Origin of the sequence: Mycobacterium persicum (assembly GCF_002086915.1) — a bacterium.
In the GTDB taxonomy this organism is placed as follows: domain Bacteria; phylum Actinomycetota; class Actinomycetes; order Mycobacteriales; family Mycobacteriaceae; genus Mycobacterium; species Mycobacterium persicum.
The window spans coordinates 234,238-249,217 of sequence record NZ_MWQA01000001.1 but is presented as its reverse complement, the minus strand read 5'-3'; the positions used below and the strand labels follow the sequence as shown (position 1 = coordinate 249,217).

Sequence of the window (14,980 nt, the reverse complement as noted above, 5' to 3'; positions counted from 1 at the left end):
CTCACCCGACGAGGCAGCGACGTCCGAAACGCGTTCGCATATCAGGTGAATACAGGGCGCGCAACCGCGGGCCGGCGGGTCGCACCCCGCTCGCGTCGCGCAGTTCGTCATCCAGTTCGACGATCTCGGCGGCGTGCAATGGCCACGTTTCATGCTCATTCGGTACCCACCACGTCCGGCCGCCGTGGCGAGTGTGGGCGCCCCAACGGGCGGTCAGCCAGATCTCCAACGGCGTGGGGTCGACCACCTCGCCAATTTCGATGGTGAGCCGGCTGCGCAGCCCGCGCCGCGGCCAACGGCGCACACTGTCATACGTAATCCGTTTGCCGCAGCGTGTCATTCGCATCCTGGCCCAGGTATAAGGGACGCCCAGGCCGATCCGGGTGACGGGCACGACCGCCAGCCGTGCCGTTTCCAGTGACCGGAAAAGGACGCCGTGGCGACCGGCGTCATCGATCGAGTAGAGCCGGATGTTGGTCTCCTGAAAGCTGCCGAAATACGGCAGCGGGAGTGCGGTGCCGAGCTTGGTGCCGGTCATGGCAAAAGGGACCAGCGCCACGTAGGTCATCCCATCGGCGAAGACGTCGGGTCGGGTCCCGGGTGGATACAGCTGCGCGACACTGTCGGGTAACACCGGCCAATGGACGAACGTCAAATCGGTCCAGAGCTGGTCGAAGGTAACCCGACCGGTCAGCGGCGGGGCGGTGACCGGGTACCCCGCCAGGGCCGAATTCTCATCTGGCGCTTGCGACGACGGTGCGGGTGTGGCGGACATTCGACCATCGTGGCACGCGGGCCGAACGGTGGGACGGATTCGCGAAAGCTCATCAGCGGGGCCGGCGTCGTCAGTTCAGATCGGGAGCCGATGGTTTAGGAGCCGTCGATAATCCATTTTCGTGCTTCGTCGGTCTGTGCGGCGGGAAAGTGACGAATCGTTGCCGCCACGAAGTGTGATGTCAGATGCTCGGCGACATCTCCTAGATGAGAGTCGGTGACCACGGCGACCTTTTTCACGTGCTTGTGGTGATCCCGGATGAATCGGAAGTGGGTAACCATCGCCCCGAAGCTGTCCCAGCCGGGAAACCCGGGAGCATCGATGATCAGCCCGGCCAGGTCGCCCGCCGCCTCGATATGGGGGTCAACCGTCTTCGCGAGTTGGTCGAAGTCATCGCTGTCGAGCGCGGATTTGGGCCGCACCAGCAGGATCGAGTGGTCGGTGTCCAAGTCGTATTCGATCATGTGCTACTCCTAGGTGACGTTCTGTGACGAAGCTGAACGGTCCCGAGTTCGTGCTGGCGACGTCGTCCATGATCGCCGTCGCCGCAAGTCGTGGATAAGAGGCCAAAGTCCCCTTTATGTTGGCCGGTATGGCTATTTCACGGTTTCGGAGCGCGGGCTCGTTAATCGCCGCGGTGGCGGTGTTGATCGGCGTCGCGGTGGCCCCGGCCGGACGCGGCACGACCGATCCGGGGTGCGCCAACGGTCAGCCCGACGCCGTCCCTGCCGGCAAGGGTCAGCAGGTGATCGCCGACTACTTCTCGGCAATCAACAACCACGACTACATCACCGCGTGGGGATACCTCGGCGGTCCGCTGCGTGCCAATTACGGTGCCACGGAACCGGATCGGGACAGCACCGGGCTGGCGACGTTCTCGTCGATCATGAGTGAGCACGTGAAATGCGTACGAGTCACCAACATCGCCCACGCCACGAGCAGCGACCCGGACATCTCGGCGTCGCTCGGAATCCAGTGGTACCGGGTGACATTCGACGCCGAATACCTCGCACCGTTCGAGGCGGGCGCGGGCACGCTGCCGCCGTTCTACAAGACCCATGCCGACCCCCATGAAGGAGCGCCACCGCCGCTCATCGTCAACCAGGGCACCAGCCCCTGAGTCTTCGGGCGGGCAGGGGCGGACGATCGGAATATACCCCTATGGGTATTTGTTGAGCTGTTTGACCCACCGAAAGGACCACGATGACCGTCACCGACACTCCCGCCGCCGCTGCAGCCTTGCCCCGGATCGGGGAACCGGCGCCGGCTTTTACCGCCGTCACCACGCAGGGCCGGATCAACTTCCCCGCCGACTATGCCGGCAAGTGGGTGATCTTCTTCTCCCATCCAGCGGATTTCACGCCGGTGTGCACGAGCGAATTCATGACGTTCGCGTCGATGCAGCAGGAGTTCGCGGCCTATAACACCGAGCTGGTCGGCTTGTCCGTGGACTCGCTGTACAGCCACATCGCCTGGTTACGAACCGTCAAGGACAAGATCAGTTTCCGCGGTATGCATGACGTGGAAGTCGGTTTCCCGCTCGTCGAGGATGTCTCGATGCAGGTCGCGCAGAAGTACGGGATGATCATGCCGGGCGAGGACACCATGAAGGCGGTGCGCGCGGTCTTCATCATCGACCCAACGGCCATAGTCCGCGCGATCATCTATTACCCGCTGAGCCTCGGACGCAACTTCGACGAGCTGTTGCGAGCGGTCAAGGCACTGCAGACGGCCGATCGCTTCGATGTCGCGACGCCGGCCGATTGGCGCCCCGGCGACCGGGTGATGGTGCCACCAGCGGGTTCGTGCGGCACCGCCAAGGAGCGAATGGATGGTCACGTCGCGGGCGTCGAGTGCGACGACTGGTTCTTCTGCACCAAGGAACTCAGCGCCGACGACGTCGAGTCGGCGATTCGAGTCGATGGCCGTGCCTGACACGCCGAGTGCCGGCGCGTCCGAACGGCACGTTCCCTCCAGGCCATGGCGGCGGACTTGCCGGGAAGTCCCGGACGACGATCCGTCCGACCTGGGCTGTCGAGACCCGGATCAGCCGGCAGCTGCACCCTCGAATGTACTGGGACCGAAGACGTTTCGTATCGGACCGGCCGCGGCCTGACGGCGCTGCGACACCGGTTTCGGGATTGCGGCGCTGGCGGCACCGGGGGTCATGGCAGGCTGTGCGTCGTGACAATGGCAGAAGCGGCGAAGCTCGCCTTTCAGATAAGCCTGTTCGTCGTGATCCTGGGTTACGGGTTGACCGCGCAGTTCGCCGATGTGGGTTACCTGACGCAACGTCCGGGACTGCTGGCGCGGTCGCTACTCTCCGTTCTCGTCGTTGCACCCGGGGTGGCGGTGCTGCTGGTCCAGATGATGGATCTGCGGCCGGAGGTTGCCATTGCGCTGGTGACGTTGGCGATCTCACCGTTACCGCCATTGTTGCCCCGGCGCGGGGAAAAGGCCGGTGGACAGGTCCAGTTCGGGCTGGGCCTGGTCATCGTGCTGGCGGTGCTCGCCGTTCCGGTGCTCGCCGTGGCTGCGACCTTGCTGGGCAACGTATTCGGGCATCAGTACGTGGTCAGCCCGTGGGCGATCGGCAAGCTGATGCTGGTGTCGGTGTTGGCGCCGCTCGTCGCCGGAATGACGATCGGGGCGGTCTGGCCGGCGGCGGCCAAGCGTATCGCGGGTCCCATCGAGAGCGCCCAGCGCTGGGTGCTGCCGGTGGCAATGATCGTGCTGTTGATTGCCACGGCGCCGCGGATGTGGAAGCTCCTGAGCGGATCCACCCTGGTCGCCATGGCGGTGTTTGTCGTGGCCACGTTGCTCGTCGGGCATCTGCTCGGTGGGCCCGATCGGCAGTTTTCGGCGGTGGTGGCGTTCGCGAGCAGTTGCCGCCACCCGGCAACGGCGCTGACCATCGCGTCGGCGAATTTTCCCGACACCGACGAACACGGGGCGGTTGCGCTCTACGGCCTGATCACCGCCGGCGTCGGCATCCTCTACATCCGTTGGGTGCGGCGGCACGAAGCTGCCTCGCCCGGTTAGAGAATTCCCAAGCCGTGCAAGGCTTTCCACCCGAACCAGAGTCCGAAAACCGTTCCCACCACGACCATGATGGGCCGGTTGTTGGCCTGCAGCCAGCGCAGGATCCGGTCCAGCAGGGTGCGCGACTGGGCAGGGAATAACGCAGCCATCGCGATGATCAGCAGATTGGCGCTCATGGCCAGCAGCACGAATGCGATGTAGGAGGCGATATTGGCGGTCCGCGGCAAACCCGCGCCGCCGATCACGCTGATGGCCGCCAGGGTGAACACCCACGCCTTGACCGAGACCGTGATCACACCCGCCCCGATGAAGAAGGCCTTGATCGGTGTCGCCGACATGAGCATCCTCATCCACTTCGGTGGCGGCGCCTCGGGATCGTCGTCGCTCAACAGCTCGCGCGCGGCGGTGACCAGAAACAGCAGGGCCACCACCAACAGCACCGTCGACACAATCCAGTGGTGCGGGTGACTCGTGTCAGCGCTGCGCCCGCGGGCTCCCCAATGCAAGATGGTGCCGAAAATGAGGCCCTGCAAAAGGCGGGTGCCGATATGCCCGGCGACCCAGGCGCCGGCCGTCCGCAGATGCGAGGGCGTGCCCAGCAACATGATCGTGATCGCGATCTCGATCGGTTCCACGACGCCGCCGAGAATCAGCGGGATGAGGCTGCTCCACATGGCGGTCACCGGCTGAGGATAGCGAGTCGTCGCGCCATCCCGGCTACTGCGAGCCCAGCGCGGCGCGCATCTCGGCTTCGGCGATCGCGGCGGCGAGATCGGCCGGATGCGGGTCGACGGTGGCGTCGATGCGATCGATCCGGCCGGTGAACCGGAAGTCGTGCCCGTACGGTGCGACCGGCGACCCGGTATCGACGCCGACATCCAGCGTTTCGCCGCTCATCGAGAACCGGAACGGGACGGTGCGATCCAGCCGGCCGTTCACCACAGCGTCGTCGTCGACCAGCAGCGTCACCGACGCGCCCTTGCCCAGTCCCTCGCCGTCGTAATCGAACGAAAGCCCAAGATTCACAGGGCCTTCGGACAGTGGCCCGGGTGCGGTGACTGTGGTGAGTTCGTGACCCAGATAGTTGTAGGCAAAGCTGGGAACGCCGTCATGCAGATAAAGGCTCCAGCCGGCCATCGCCCCGCCGACAGAAATGATCACCCCCTGAGCACCCCCGGGAGGGATGTGCAACTGTGCCCGCAGCGTGAAGGATGTGCTGGTGTAGCTCAGCGTCACCGGTTCGGGAATGCGTACCTGGCCCGGGTAATAGGTGACCGAGGTGCGATCACCGAGCAGGCTCGGCCGGTTGACGGGCAGCGCCCGCGCCAGCGTGGCATCGCTGAGCGGGTAGACATCGTACTTGCGTGCTTCGGCGTCGAAAACGGCCTGCAGCTCGGCGAGCTTGTCCGGGTACTGCTCGGCCAGGTCGACGCCTTGGCTGAAGTCGTCGGCCAGATGGTAGAGCTCCCAGCGCTCGGCCTCGCCGAACGGAATGTTGCGTTGGGCGCGGATCCAGGGCAGTCGCCCATGGAAGCAGGACGCTATCCAACCTTCGTGGTAGACGGCGCGATTGCCGAAGATCTCGAAATACTGTGTAGTTCGGCGGCTTTCGGCGTCGGCGTCGTCGAACGAGTACCGCATGCTGACGCCTTCGATCGGCTTCTGCTCGATGCCGTTGACGCGCTCCGGCATCTCGATGCCGGTGACCTCCAGGATGGTCGGGACGATGTCGATGACGTGGTGAAACTGGCTGCGCTGCTCCCCCGTTGCCCGAATGCCGCATGGCCAGGAGACAGCGAGCCCGTTGCGGGTGCCGCCGAAATGGGATGCCACCTGCTTCATCCACTGGAACGGCGCGTCGAGTGCCCAGGCCCAGCCGACGTTGTAGTGGTTCTCGCAGCGTGCCGTGCCGAAATCGGCCAGGTGCTCAAGCAGCCATTCGGGGTCTTCGGGTAGCCCGTTTTGAAACGCCGGCGAGCTCCAGGCACCGTGCAGGGTCCCTTCCGCCGAGGCGCCGTTGTCGCCGCACACATAGATGAACAGTGTGTCGTCCCATTGGCCCAACTCGTCGATGGCGTCGACGACCCGTCCGATCTGGGCGTCGGTGTGGGCCAGGAAACCGGCGTAGACCTCCATCAGGCGCCGGGCCACCGGCTTGTATCGATCGTCGTAGTCCGCCCAGGCGGGGATCTGCTCGGGCCGAGGGGTCAACTGCGTGCCGGGCGGGATGATACCCATCTCGATCTGGCGGGCGAACGTCTGCTCCCGCAACGCATCCCAGCCGCCGTCGAATTGGCCGGCGAACCGGTCCGACCACTCCGGCCACACCTGGTGCGGACTGTGTGTCGCCCCGGGCGCCAAGTACACGAAAAACGGCTTGTCGGGCGCCGATGTCTGTTGTGTGCGGATCCATTCAATCGTCTTGTCGGCAAGGTCCTCGGTGAGGTGATAGTCGTCGCGCCCCAGATACGGCTCGACGGGTGTGGTCTGGTCGTAAAGCGCCGGCTCGTACTGCGACGTGTCGCCGCCCAGGAAACCGTAGAAGCGCTCGAAACCGAGGCCGGTGGGCCAGCGATCGAACGGGCCGGCGGGGCCGGTCTCCCAGGTGGGGGTGAAGTGCGCCTTGCCGAAAAGCGCGGTGCTGTAGCCGTTCATTTGCAGGACCTGTGCGACGGTCGCGGTGCTCTGCGGCAGCACGCTGTCGTAACCGGGGAATCCGTAAGCGATCTCGCAGATGGTGCCCATGTGGGCGCTGTGGTGGTTGCGTCCGGTCAGCAGCGCGGCGCGGGTCGGGGAGCACAGCGCGGTGGTGTGGAACTGGTTGTAACGCAAGCCGGTTCGTGCAATACGTTCGAGCGTGGGCGTCGGGACCGGGCCGCCGAACGTGGATGCGGCGCCAAACCCGACGTCGTCGAGCAGCACGACCACGACATTCGGAGCGCCGGCGGGTGGATAGGTGATCGTCGGCTTGACGGGTGTGGATTCGGCGGCCGACGGGTTGATGACTCCGCTGAACTGCTCAGTGCCGCGTGGTAGATCAACCACTATGCCTCCGTTGGTCGTCGGGTGGAGCTCTTCTTATAGCCGAGCCGTCCGGTGGGTTCGGATTCACATCGTTCACCGGGCCACTACACCGTAGTGGCTGGAGGCTTTGCGGCTCTAAGGGTTCACGTTCGAATTCGTGGGAGCCGACAACGGCTGGGCCACCCGCAAAAATACCCACGGCGACACCGCATGGCTCCCTCCAACCCATCAAGATCGCGGCCAACCCCGCACCAACACCATGCCCCACCCCGAAAAGCTCCTCCGCGACGGCGACGACGACGAAGTCGCCGAATCCCCATAGCCGACACCACATCCCACACATACGCTGTTCGCCGGTGGATGATGTTGCACTGCAACGTCATACGTGTGCTCAGCCCACAGCGCGAGGCAACTAGCGGCTCCTCGTGAGTATGTGACGTCGTCGCCCTAGTCGCGTGCACACGACGTGCAGGTCCGCAGCGTAGTCGCCGCCTGCTTTGGCATGCACCAGCGACAACGGCGGGTATCGCACGGCCTGGTCGAACCTCATGGCTTAGAAGTGTTGCGCAACAAATAATTTCGTGAGCCGAGGCGCCAGGTCCGACGCTAGAGGGAAACTAGTGCGCTCCCAATACGCCGCTGAGGTATTGGGCACGACAGGCCCGGCGAGCCAGCTTGCCGCTGGTCGTGCGCGGAATGGCCCCGGCGGGGAGGAAACGCACGTCGGCAGCCGAGAGCCCATGGCGTTCGTCAACCGCGGCCCGGATCGCCGCGATCGCCGGTTGCGGATCGGCGTGGCTGGTGCCCGCGGCACGTTCGGCAATGATCACCAGCCGGGGACGGGTGTCGTCTGGATCGTCAGCATCCGGCAGCTCGTTGGCGGGGGCTGCGAAAGCCGTGACATATCCGCGCCGGACGATGGGCGATGCCGCCGCGACGGTCGCCTCGATGTCCTGCGGATAATGGCTGTGGCCGTCGATGGTGATGAGATCGGCGATCCGCCCCGTGACGTACAGTTCGCCGTCGAGGTAGACGCCCAGGTCTGAAGTCCGCAGCCAATTCCCTTCGAGCGCAGCGCCGTTGGCGCGGCTGTGCTCGTGCAGCGCCGATCGCAGCCTGGCGCCGAAGGTGTGGCGCGTTTCGTCCGGGCGCCCCCAGTAGCCGCGGCCGATGTTGTCTCCCTGCAGCCAGATTTCGCCGACTTCGCCATCCGGCAGTTCGGCACCGGTGTCGGGGTTGACGATCACGGCCCACAGGCTGCGAGCGACATGACCGCACGACACCTGCACGACGGCGTTGGGGTGATCCGCCGCGACCGGGACCGCACGCCCGCAACCCAGTTGCTCCCGGTCGAGGTAGACCACCGTCGTTTCGGCGGTGTGGTCGATGGTCGCGACGAGCAGCGTCGCCTCGGCGATGCCGTAGGAGGGTTTGAACGCCGTCCGCGGAAGTCCGTAGGGCGCGAACGCTTTGTTGAATGTCGTAATCGCCTCGATGCTGACCGGTTCGGATCCGATGATCAGCACGACGTTGCGCAGGTCGATATCCTCGCCCGCCGCGGGCAGGCCGCGCTGGGCGGTCCACTCGTAAGCGAAGTTCGGCGCCGCGGTGACGACGCGCCCGGTCCGCGACCCCGCTGCCAGCGCATGGATCCACCGCTGCGGTCGACGGACGAACGCGGTCGGCGACATCAGGGTGGAGTGCCCGCCGTATACCGCCGGGAAGCCGATCATGGACAGGCCCATGTCGTGGTAGAGCGGCAACCAGCTGACGCCGTGAGTGTTGCGGTTGAGCAGGTCGATCGACAGGATCATCTGCACCAGGTTGGTGCCGACGGCTCGGTGAGTGATCTCGATGCCGACCGGCGGGCGGGTCGAGCCCGAGGTGTACTGCAGGTGGGACACGGCGTTCATGTCCAGCTCGACCGGACTGAACTGCTCCCCTGCCGAATCCGGTATCTGATCGATGACGATGACGTCCGGCTTTCGCAAATGCGGACGGCTGGCCAGAAAGCTCTCCACGGCGGCTTTCGCTGCCGCCGTCGTCAGGACGACCGTGGGCTCCGAGTCGCGAAGTGCGGTGTCGAGACGTTCGGCGTGGCCGGGCAATTCCGGGGCAAACAGCGGCACCGCGATACTTCCGGCCTTGATCGCCGCGTAGAAACCGGCAACATAATCGATGCCCTGCGGCGCCAGCACAGCGACCCGGTCGTCGTTGCCGGCGAACTGTTGGATCTGGGCACCGATGGCCGCCAGTCGCACCCCCAACTGCGCCCAGGTCACCTCCAGGGCCTGCCCCTCAGCGGAGCGGGTGTAGTCCAGATAGCGATACGCGATGGAGTCACCGACATTGGTGATATTGCGTTGGATGAGCGAGATCAGAGTGGTGCCGGGCGGCAAGGCGATACTGCCGTCGGCTGCCAGGCAGTCGCCGATCTCCAGCAGGCCTTCTGGTGCCCGGGAGCCCTGCGGGGAACCGTCGTTCATACGCGGCAGTCTATGCACCGGCGCACGGCCGACACGGCAGGCAGCGTGTGGCCTCGGCCACCGACCGGGTGGCTCGATGGAACTCGCCGGCGGCAACCGGTCAACTAGAGTCCGTGCGGAACCCGCCCGCCGATCGCATACGCCAGGAGTAGCCATGGACCCCGTCGACCAGCGCGCCCGGGCCGTCACCCGCGACGAGGCGCTGAGCCGTGTGCTGGCATATCGCGAACGTGGCCGGTCCCGGCCGACGGTGGTGCGCGCATCCCTGGCCGTGCTCGCCGGCGCGTTGCTCATCGCATCCATCCCGCTGATCGTGCTGCTTCCCGAGCTGGGTATCCCGGCCCTGCTGGTCGCATTTCGGCTGCTCGCGGTCGAAGCCGATTGGGCCGCGCGCGCCTATGCGTGGACCGACTGGCGCTTCACGCAGGCGCGTGCGTGGCTGCACCGTCAGTCCGGATTTGTGCAGGCAGCCGTCATCGGCGCATTGCTGCTGGTGGCCGTCGCTTTGGTGTGGCTGGTGGTCGACGAGTTGGTCTAGGCGGACCGAGGCAAGTCTAGGCGAGGGTGACCCGATGACGACGGAACGGGACCAACAGGCCGGGCGGCGCGGTTTGATGCAGCCCCTCACCGCGCTGTGCGTCCGGTATGTCGAACGTCTGATGCCGGACCCGTATTTGTTCGCGGTCATCCTGACCCTCCTGGTGGTCGCGCTGGTGGCGCTGCTGGTCGACGGCGCAACACCGGGCGGCGTGCTCAAGGCGTGGCATGGCGGCGTGTGGGGATCGCAGAACATCTTCACCTTTGCGTTTCAGATGGTGCTGATCCTGGTGATGGGCTATACGCTCGCCGAGGCGCCCATTCTCAAGCGGGCCATCATCGCGATGGCGAGCAAGCCGACAAACCAGGTCGGGGCGGCTCTGCTGTGTTTCGGTGTCGGCGCCGTCCTTTCGTTGTTGAACTGGGGCCTCGGTCTGGTCGCGGGCGCGCTGGTCGCCCGTCAGGTTGCCAAACGGCTTGCGGGCGCCCATTTCGGTTATCTCATCGCCGCGGCGTTTATGGGTTTCATCGTCTGGACGCAGGGACTCTCGTCGTCGATTGCGCTGGCGAACACCGATGCCGGCAGTCCCATCAACGTGATACACAAGCTGACCGGCATGGTGGTGCCGCTGAAGCTGACGATTTTCCAGCCCTACAGCTGGGTGGCCGTGATCGTGGTGCTGGTGCTGCTCGCGCTCGCGATCCGGCGGATGGAACCGACCAGGCCCCTCGAGCCCGACCCGGCCGTTTTCGAGGACGAGGACCCCGAAGTGCCTCCGCCCGCGGGCAGCCGGACATTCGCCGAGTGGCTGGAAAATCTGTGGATTCTCAACCTTGCCGTCTTCGCCGCCGGGATCACCTACTTCTGGCTGAGCGGGTTTGGGCTCAACATTTCGTCGATGGTCATGCTGTTCACCGTCACCGGTGCGTTGCTGCACCGCACCCCGATCCGGTTCATCCGGGCGTTTTCCGGCGCGGCGAGAGTGTCTGGCCCGCTGCTGCTGCAGTACCCGCAGTATGGCGGGATCGTCGGTCTGCTGGGTTATGCCCCCACTGGATCGGGCAAACCGCTGCAGACGGTGCTGGCGGCGGCCCTGGTGACCGGCGCCAGCCAATACACCCTGCCGTTCTTGACCTTCGTCGGTTCGATCATCATCTCGCTGTTCGTCCCGTCCGGCGGCGGGCACTGGGCGGTGCAGGGGCCGGTCGCGGTCGACTCGGCACTAGCGATCGGTCAGCACACACCGGCCTACCTCGGGCTGATCTCGATGTCCGTTGCCGTTGGCGAAGCGGTCGCGAACATGATCCAGCCGTTTTGGCTGCTGCCGCTGCTGGCCATCGCGAAGCTCAATGTCCGCCAAGTGATGGGGTTTACCATCGTGGCCCTCCTGATCGGCTCGGCGGTGTTCGGCGCCGCGCTGCTGATTGCGCCCTATGTGCTCTGACAACACACCCGGCTTCCCGCCCGACGAGATCACCGCCCGGCTGGCGCGCCGACTCGTGGACAGTCAGTTCCCGCACTGGTCGTCACTTGCCATCACCCCCGTGGCCCACCACGGTGTCGACAACCGCACCTTCCGGCTCGGCGACGAGCTGTCGATCCGGTTGCCCACCGCAGACTGGTATGCGGATCAGGTTGCCAAAGAACAGCATTGGCTGCCGCGGCTGGCGCCGCGGCTGCCGCTGCCTATACCTCAGCCCGTCGCGATGGGCAGACCCGCATTTCACTATCCCCATCCCTGGTCGGTATACCGTTGGCTCGACGGCGCCACCGCGGCCGAGGCGGTCACCGACTGGGGCCCAATCGGGTATGCGCTGGGCCACTTCCTGCGCGCACTGCACCGCATCGATCCCGGCGACGGTCCAGAACCCGGGCCGCACAACTTCTTTCGCGGAGCGCCCGTATCGGTGTACGCCGAGGAAACCAGCACCGCCATCGACGAGCTCGGCAGTGAAATCGACGTCGCCGGCGCGCAAGCGGTGTGGGCCGCCGCCGCTGGCAGCACCCTCGCCGGCGAACCGTGCTGGTTTCACGGCGATGTGGCCGCCGACAACCTGCTGACGCAGCGCGGACGCCTCACCGCGGTCATCGACTTCGGGCTCTGCGGTGTGGGAGACCCCGCGTGTGACACCGTCCTGGCCTGGACCCACCTCGACGCGGCCAGCAAAACGATATTTCGCCGCGCGCTGGGCGTCGACGCCGCAACCTGGTCCCGCGGCCGCGGGTGGGCTTTGTGGAAGGCCCTGGTTGGTCTGCGCGGCCACCTTGAAGCCGACGACCCGCACGCTGCCGCGGTTGCCCGGGCCACCATCGACGGTGTCATTGCCGACCACGATGCTGACCGATAACGGATGCCGCCGGTACGGCGAGCTGCCCGACGTTGTGTGCCAACAGTTTTGACTGTTACCCCTTGCCAAACGCCGCAGGCTGGCATAGGCCTGAACAATGACATCGAACGAATCGCAGCAACCGAACCGCTCCGACAGCAGTGCGTTCGGCCCGGTGATCGACCGGCTCGGCCCGCGGCTGCGCGCCGAGTTCGAGCAGTTGCACCGGTCGGAGCGCACCATCCTTGCGGCGCTGGCCAAACCGGAGGTCGCCCGGCAGTTCGCCACGGACCCGCTGGCCACGTTGGGGGCGCTGAACATCGACGTCCCGCCGATCATCAAACAGCGGCTCAAGGCGGCGTCGCTGACCGGAGACGCCCCGGACCTGCACCGGCCCCGAGCATTCCGGTTGCCGAACGGACAGGTGATCACCGCCCACGTCAACATCCGATTCACCGGCTCGCCGAGGGTGGGTTAAGAGATGTCGGGGCAACAGACGCACGGCTACGACCTCGTCGTCGAATTCGCTGAACAGGCCTATCAGCAGCTACTGAGCGTCGTCTTCGACACCGGCGGCTTTCTGCTGGGCACCATTTTGGGGGGCCTCGGCATCCAACTCGACCCGGCCACGCCATTTTCGGTGACGGTCTCCTTCGACCGGCCGGGTGGTCTCCCGCCCGGCGCGACCGACGTCGTCGACATCCAGGTGCTGCTCGGCGATGCCGGCACACTCGGGGCGCTACGCATCGTCGCCAGCGTCGACGTGGACACCAGCACCAACGGAATCGACCTGGTGCGAATCGATCTCGAACAGAAGCTGTGGCTCACCGAGATCGCGGTGGCGGGGTTCCCGATCCCCGGCCTCGACGGACTGTTCGCCGCGTTCCTGCGAAACAACGTCAAGTTGATCCCGCTGGTGCCCTTCCCTGTCGACCACGCCACCAGCACCACCACCGCAATGAAGAACGCCGACGTGCACATCGTCGACGACACCTCCGCGGCCGACAAAGACGCGTCGGCGTTTTTGGTCACGTTCGGCGGCGGCAGCCCCGGCGACAAGTCGGCGTTCACCCAGAGCTTCATCACCGGGGGCGGCAACGGGGGCATCGTCGCGTCGATGGGCTGGATCTGCCGGGTCATCAGCCCGATGATCGACAGCGCGCTGAACCTGGGCGGCGCATTCACCAACTGCACGCTGACTCGCACCGTGCGCATCGACGAGGACAACGAGGTGGATCTGACCGCGTTGTCGGTCACCGCGGGAGACGACGGCGCGTTGCACGTTCAGGTCAAGATCACCAAGTCCGGCTTCTGTTATTCGGCCACCGGCACCGTCGGGGCGAAGATCACCATCGCCGTCGCCGCCGGGCAGCTCGTGGTGGCCGTGCAGGCCGACAATCCGAACGTCGACGTCGACATCCCCTGGTACTGCTGGGTGGCGGGCGCGGTGATCGGCGCACTGCTCGGGGCGCTACTGCCCTCTGTCATCTACGTGATCGTCGGCGCGGTGCTGGTGCCGCTCATCATGTACATCGCCGAAGAGGTGATCGAGGGCACCATCAACAGCGTCGCCGCCCACATCACCGACGCGCTGAATCAGCTGCTGGTCCCGGTGAACATCCCCGCGGTGGGTTTCAACATCGTCTTCAGCGACGCCCGCATCGACGACGTGCAGATCGGCTGCCGGATCCGGCCCATCGACACCGCCCCCGTTCGTGCCGCCGGCACCGTCGTGGTCCCCAACGGTTCGTCGTTTGATCTCGACAGCGGCCGGGTCGGCGCGCGCGACATGCCCAGCGGTGACCTCACCGTGCTCGGCGGACCGTTCGATCGGACGGTGCGTGCGGTGTGTGGCGCCCGCTGGGCCCGAACGGGCCTGGGCGACTTTGACGGCCTGTACCGCGCGGCCGTCTACGGCTACGCCTATGACGCGCCCAACCCGATTCCCCTTGCCGACCTGGCGACTATCGACCCCTTCGGGCTGCTGTTCGGCAATCCGTTCAAGGAATCGCTGCGCATCTACGGCGTGCGCACCAACGAAGGCAGGTGGGCGGCCGTTCAGGCGGTGGACGTGACCCCCGATCACATCCGGTTCCGCTACATCACCTGGGAGAAAGCGCTGGTTTCGGTGCAGATTGTCGGCGGATTCACTTGTCCTCCAAGTGTTTTCGGAACATTTGGCGAGGTGGCCAAGCCGGGCGCGGCGGTATTCGCGCCCTCGCCGGCATTGCGTGTCAGCGGGGTGGGGACGCAACGTGATCCCTGCAACCAGCTGCGTGCGGCGCTCGACGCCGTGGTTGTGGCTCCCCCGCCGGCCAGAGGGGCCGACAGCGTCAAGGACGCCATTCGCGCGCTGCCGCTCATCGATCGGCGCATCGGGACATTCGTCGGAACCGTGGTGCGGCCGATGCGTCCGCAGGGCCGATTCGACGCCATCGCAACCGGTTTCGGCCCGGGGCTGGAGGCGAAGTGGCAACTCGACGGCACCGCGCTCGGGGCGGCCAGCGGTCAAGTAGACCTGGGCGGCGGCGCGATCGCGCACTTCCGGATCACCGGAACCACCCTGTTGCTGACCGTGCAGGCCGGCAAGCCCGTCGAGATGCTGCTATCGGTGACCGTCGTCGACGAAGAGGCGCACGTGGCCTCGGCCGAACGGTGTGTGCACTACGAGCCGCGATGCGTGGGCCGCGGCCGCCTGACACCGACATGGAGCGACTACCGCGCGGCCTGGGCGACGAACTTTGGTGTCGTCGAGGTGCCGGCGCAGCAGCCGGTCATCGGCTGACGA

At 65.9% G+C, this 14,980-nt stretch carries 13 protein-coding genes and 1 pseudogene; 9 read left to right on the top strand and 5 right to left on the bottom strand.

Annotated features, from left to right (window positions below):
• Nucleotide 1 precedes the first annotated feature (1 nt).
• Together B4U45_RS01160 and B4U45_RS01155 are read right to left on the bottom strand one after the other, a co-directional pair.
• The gene (locus B4U45_RS01160) at nucleotides 2-775 is read right to left on the bottom strand and encodes a YqjF family protein (RefSeq protein ID WP_075546741.1); all 774 of its coding nucleotides are present in this window, start codon (nucleotides 773-775) and stop codon (nucleotides 2-4) included.
• A 95-nt stretch (nucleotides 776-870) separates the two neighbouring features.
• Nucleotides 871-1,239, bottom strand: a complete 369-nt coding sequence (locus B4U45_RS01155; RefSeq protein ID WP_075546740.1) for a SpoIIAA family protein — start codon at nucleotides 1,237-1,239, stop codon at nucleotides 871-873.
• Nucleotides 1,240-1,367: 128 nt separating this feature from the next.
• Between B4U45_RS01155 and B4U45_RS01150 the strand changes: the two genes are divergently transcribed.
• The 3 genes from B4U45_RS01150 (at nucleotide 1,368) to B4U45_RS01140 (ending at nucleotide 3,817) form a co-directional block, all read left to right on the top strand.
• Nucleotides 1,368-1,895 carry a hypothetical protein gene (locus tag B4U45_RS01150; protein WP_240316410.1) on the top strand — a complete coding sequence of 176 codons (528 nt, stop codon included), beginning with the start codon at nucleotides 1,368-1,370 and terminating at the stop codon, nucleotides 1,893-1,895.
• An 83-nt stretch (nucleotides 1,896-1,978) separates the two neighbouring features.
• Entirely contained in the window at nucleotides 1,979-2,710 is a 732-nt protein-coding gene (locus tag B4U45_RS01145; protein WP_075546739.1) for a peroxiredoxin, read from the top strand.
• A gap of 255 nt (nucleotides 2,711-2,965) precedes the next feature.
• On the top strand, nucleotides 2,966-3,817 hold the full coding sequence (locus B4U45_RS01140; RefSeq protein ID WP_241780230.1) for a bile acid:sodium symporter family protein: 852 nt from the start codon (nucleotides 2,966-2,968) through the stop codon (nucleotides 3,815-3,817).
• On the opposite strand, the gene B4U45_RS01135 is transcribed toward B4U45_RS01140, so the two are convergent.
• Both B4U45_RS01135 and B4U45_RS01130 read right to left on the bottom strand, forming a co-directional pair.
• On the bottom strand, nucleotides 3,814-4,491 hold the full coding sequence (locus tag B4U45_RS01135; protein WP_075546775.1) for a GAP family protein: 678 nt from the start codon (nucleotides 4,489-4,491) through the stop codon (nucleotides 3,814-3,816). The two genes, B4U45_RS01140 and B4U45_RS01135, sit on opposite strands and share 4 nt — an antisense overlap.
• A 43-nt stretch (nucleotides 4,492-4,534) precedes the next feature.
• Complete coding sequence (locus tag B4U45_RS01130) at nucleotides 4,535-6,862, bottom strand: arylsulfatase (RefSeq protein ID WP_075546737.1); 2,328 nt, start codon at nucleotides 6,860-6,862, stop codon at nucleotides 4,535-4,537.
• A gap of 145 nt (nucleotides 6,863-7,007) precedes the next feature.
• On the opposite strand from B4U45_RS01130, the pseudogene B4U45_RS30205 reads away from it, so the two are divergent.
• Nucleotides 7,008-7,163, top strand: a pseudogene (locus B4U45_RS30205) (HNH endonuclease signature motif containing protein); the annotation flags it as partial.
• A 295-nt stretch (nucleotides 7,164-7,458) separates the two neighbouring features.
• Here the strand turns inward: B4U45_RS30205 and B4U45_RS01125 are convergent.
• Entirely contained in the window at nucleotides 7,459-9,327 is a 1,869-nt protein-coding gene (locus B4U45_RS01125) for a fatty acyl-AMP ligase (RefSeq protein ID WP_083154048.1), read from the bottom strand.
• A gap of 154 nt (nucleotides 9,328-9,481) precedes the next feature.
• Here B4U45_RS01125 and B4U45_RS01120 point away from each other — a divergent pair, with 154 nt between their 5' ends.
• The 5 genes from B4U45_RS01120 to B4U45_RS01100 all read left to right on the top strand — a co-directional run bounded on the left by B4U45_RS01120 (nucleotide 9,482) and on the right by B4U45_RS01100 (nucleotide 14,977).
• On the top strand, nucleotides 9,482-9,865 hold the full coding sequence (locus tag B4U45_RS01120; protein ID WP_075546735.1) for a hypothetical protein: 384 nt from the start codon (nucleotides 9,482-9,484) through the stop codon (nucleotides 9,863-9,865).
• A 34-nt stretch (nucleotides 9,866-9,899) separates the two neighbouring features.
• Entirely contained in the window at nucleotides 9,900-11,309 is a 1,410-nt protein-coding gene (locus B4U45_RS01115; protein ID WP_075546734.1) for a TIGR00366 family protein, read from the top strand.
• Entirely contained in the window at nucleotides 11,299-12,213 is a 915-nt protein-coding gene (locus B4U45_RS01110; RefSeq protein ID WP_075546733.1) for an aminoglycoside phosphotransferase family protein, read from the top strand. Before B4U45_RS01115 ends, B4U45_RS01110 begins: the two co-directional genes overlap by 11 nt.
• A 97-nt stretch (nucleotides 12,214-12,310) precedes the next feature.
• Complete coding sequence (locus B4U45_RS01105; protein WP_075546732.1) at nucleotides 12,311-12,670, top strand: hypothetical protein; 360 nt, start codon at nucleotides 12,311-12,313, stop codon at nucleotides 12,668-12,670.
• A 3-nt stretch (nucleotides 12,671-12,673) separates the two neighbouring features.
• Entirely contained in the window at nucleotides 12,674-14,977 is a 2,304-nt protein-coding gene (locus tag B4U45_RS01100; RefSeq protein WP_075546731.1) for a hypothetical protein, read from the top strand.
• Nucleotides 14,978-14,980: the final 3 nt, after the last annotated feature.

Excerpts from the sequence above, each read along its gene's own strand:
- B4U45_RS01160 (WP_075546741.1), bottom strand. The coding sequence starts at position 775 with ATGTCCGCCACACCCGCACCGTCGTCGCAAGCGCCAGATGAGAATTCG.
- B4U45_RS01155 (WP_075546740.1), bottom strand. The coding sequence starts at position 1,239 with ATGATCGAATACGACTTGGACACCGACCACTCGATCCTGCTGGTGCGG.
- B4U45_RS01150 (WP_240316410.1), top strand. The coding sequence starts at position 1,368 with ATGGCTATTTCACGGTTTCGGAGCGCGGGCTCGTTAATCGCCGCGGTG.
- B4U45_RS01145 (WP_075546739.1), top strand. The coding sequence starts at position 1,979 with ATGACCGTCACCGACACTCCCGCCGCCGCTGCAGCCTTGCCCCGGATC.
- B4U45_RS01140 (WP_241780230.1), top strand. The coding sequence starts at position 2,966 with ATGGCAGAAGCGGCGAAGCTCGCCTTTCAGATAAGCCTGTTCGTCGTG.
- B4U45_RS01135 (WP_075546775.1), bottom strand. The coding sequence starts at position 4,491 with ATGTGGAGCAGCCTCATCCCGCTGATTCTCGGCGGCGTCGTGGAACCG.
- B4U45_RS01125 (WP_083154048.1), bottom strand. The coding sequence starts at position 9,327 with ATGAACGACGGTTCCCCGCAGGGCTCCCGGGCACCAGAAGGCCTGCTG.
- B4U45_RS01120 (WP_075546735.1), top strand. The coding sequence starts at position 9,482 with ATGGACCCCGTCGACCAGCGCGCCCGGGCCGTCACCCGCGACGAGGCG.
- B4U45_RS01115 (WP_075546734.1), top strand. The coding sequence starts at position 9,900 with ATGACGACGGAACGGGACCAACAGGCCGGGCGGCGCGGTTTGATGCAG.
- B4U45_RS01110 (WP_075546733.1), top strand. The coding sequence starts at position 11,299 with ATGTGCTCTGACAACACACCCGGCTTCCCGCCCGACGAGATCACCGCC.
- B4U45_RS01105 (WP_075546732.1), top strand. The coding sequence starts at position 12,311 with ATGACATCGAACGAATCGCAGCAACCGAACCGCTCCGACAGCAGTGCG.
- B4U45_RS01100 (WP_075546731.1), top strand. The coding sequence starts at position 12,674 with ATGTCGGGGCAACAGACGCACGGCTACGACCTCGTCGTCGAATTCGCT.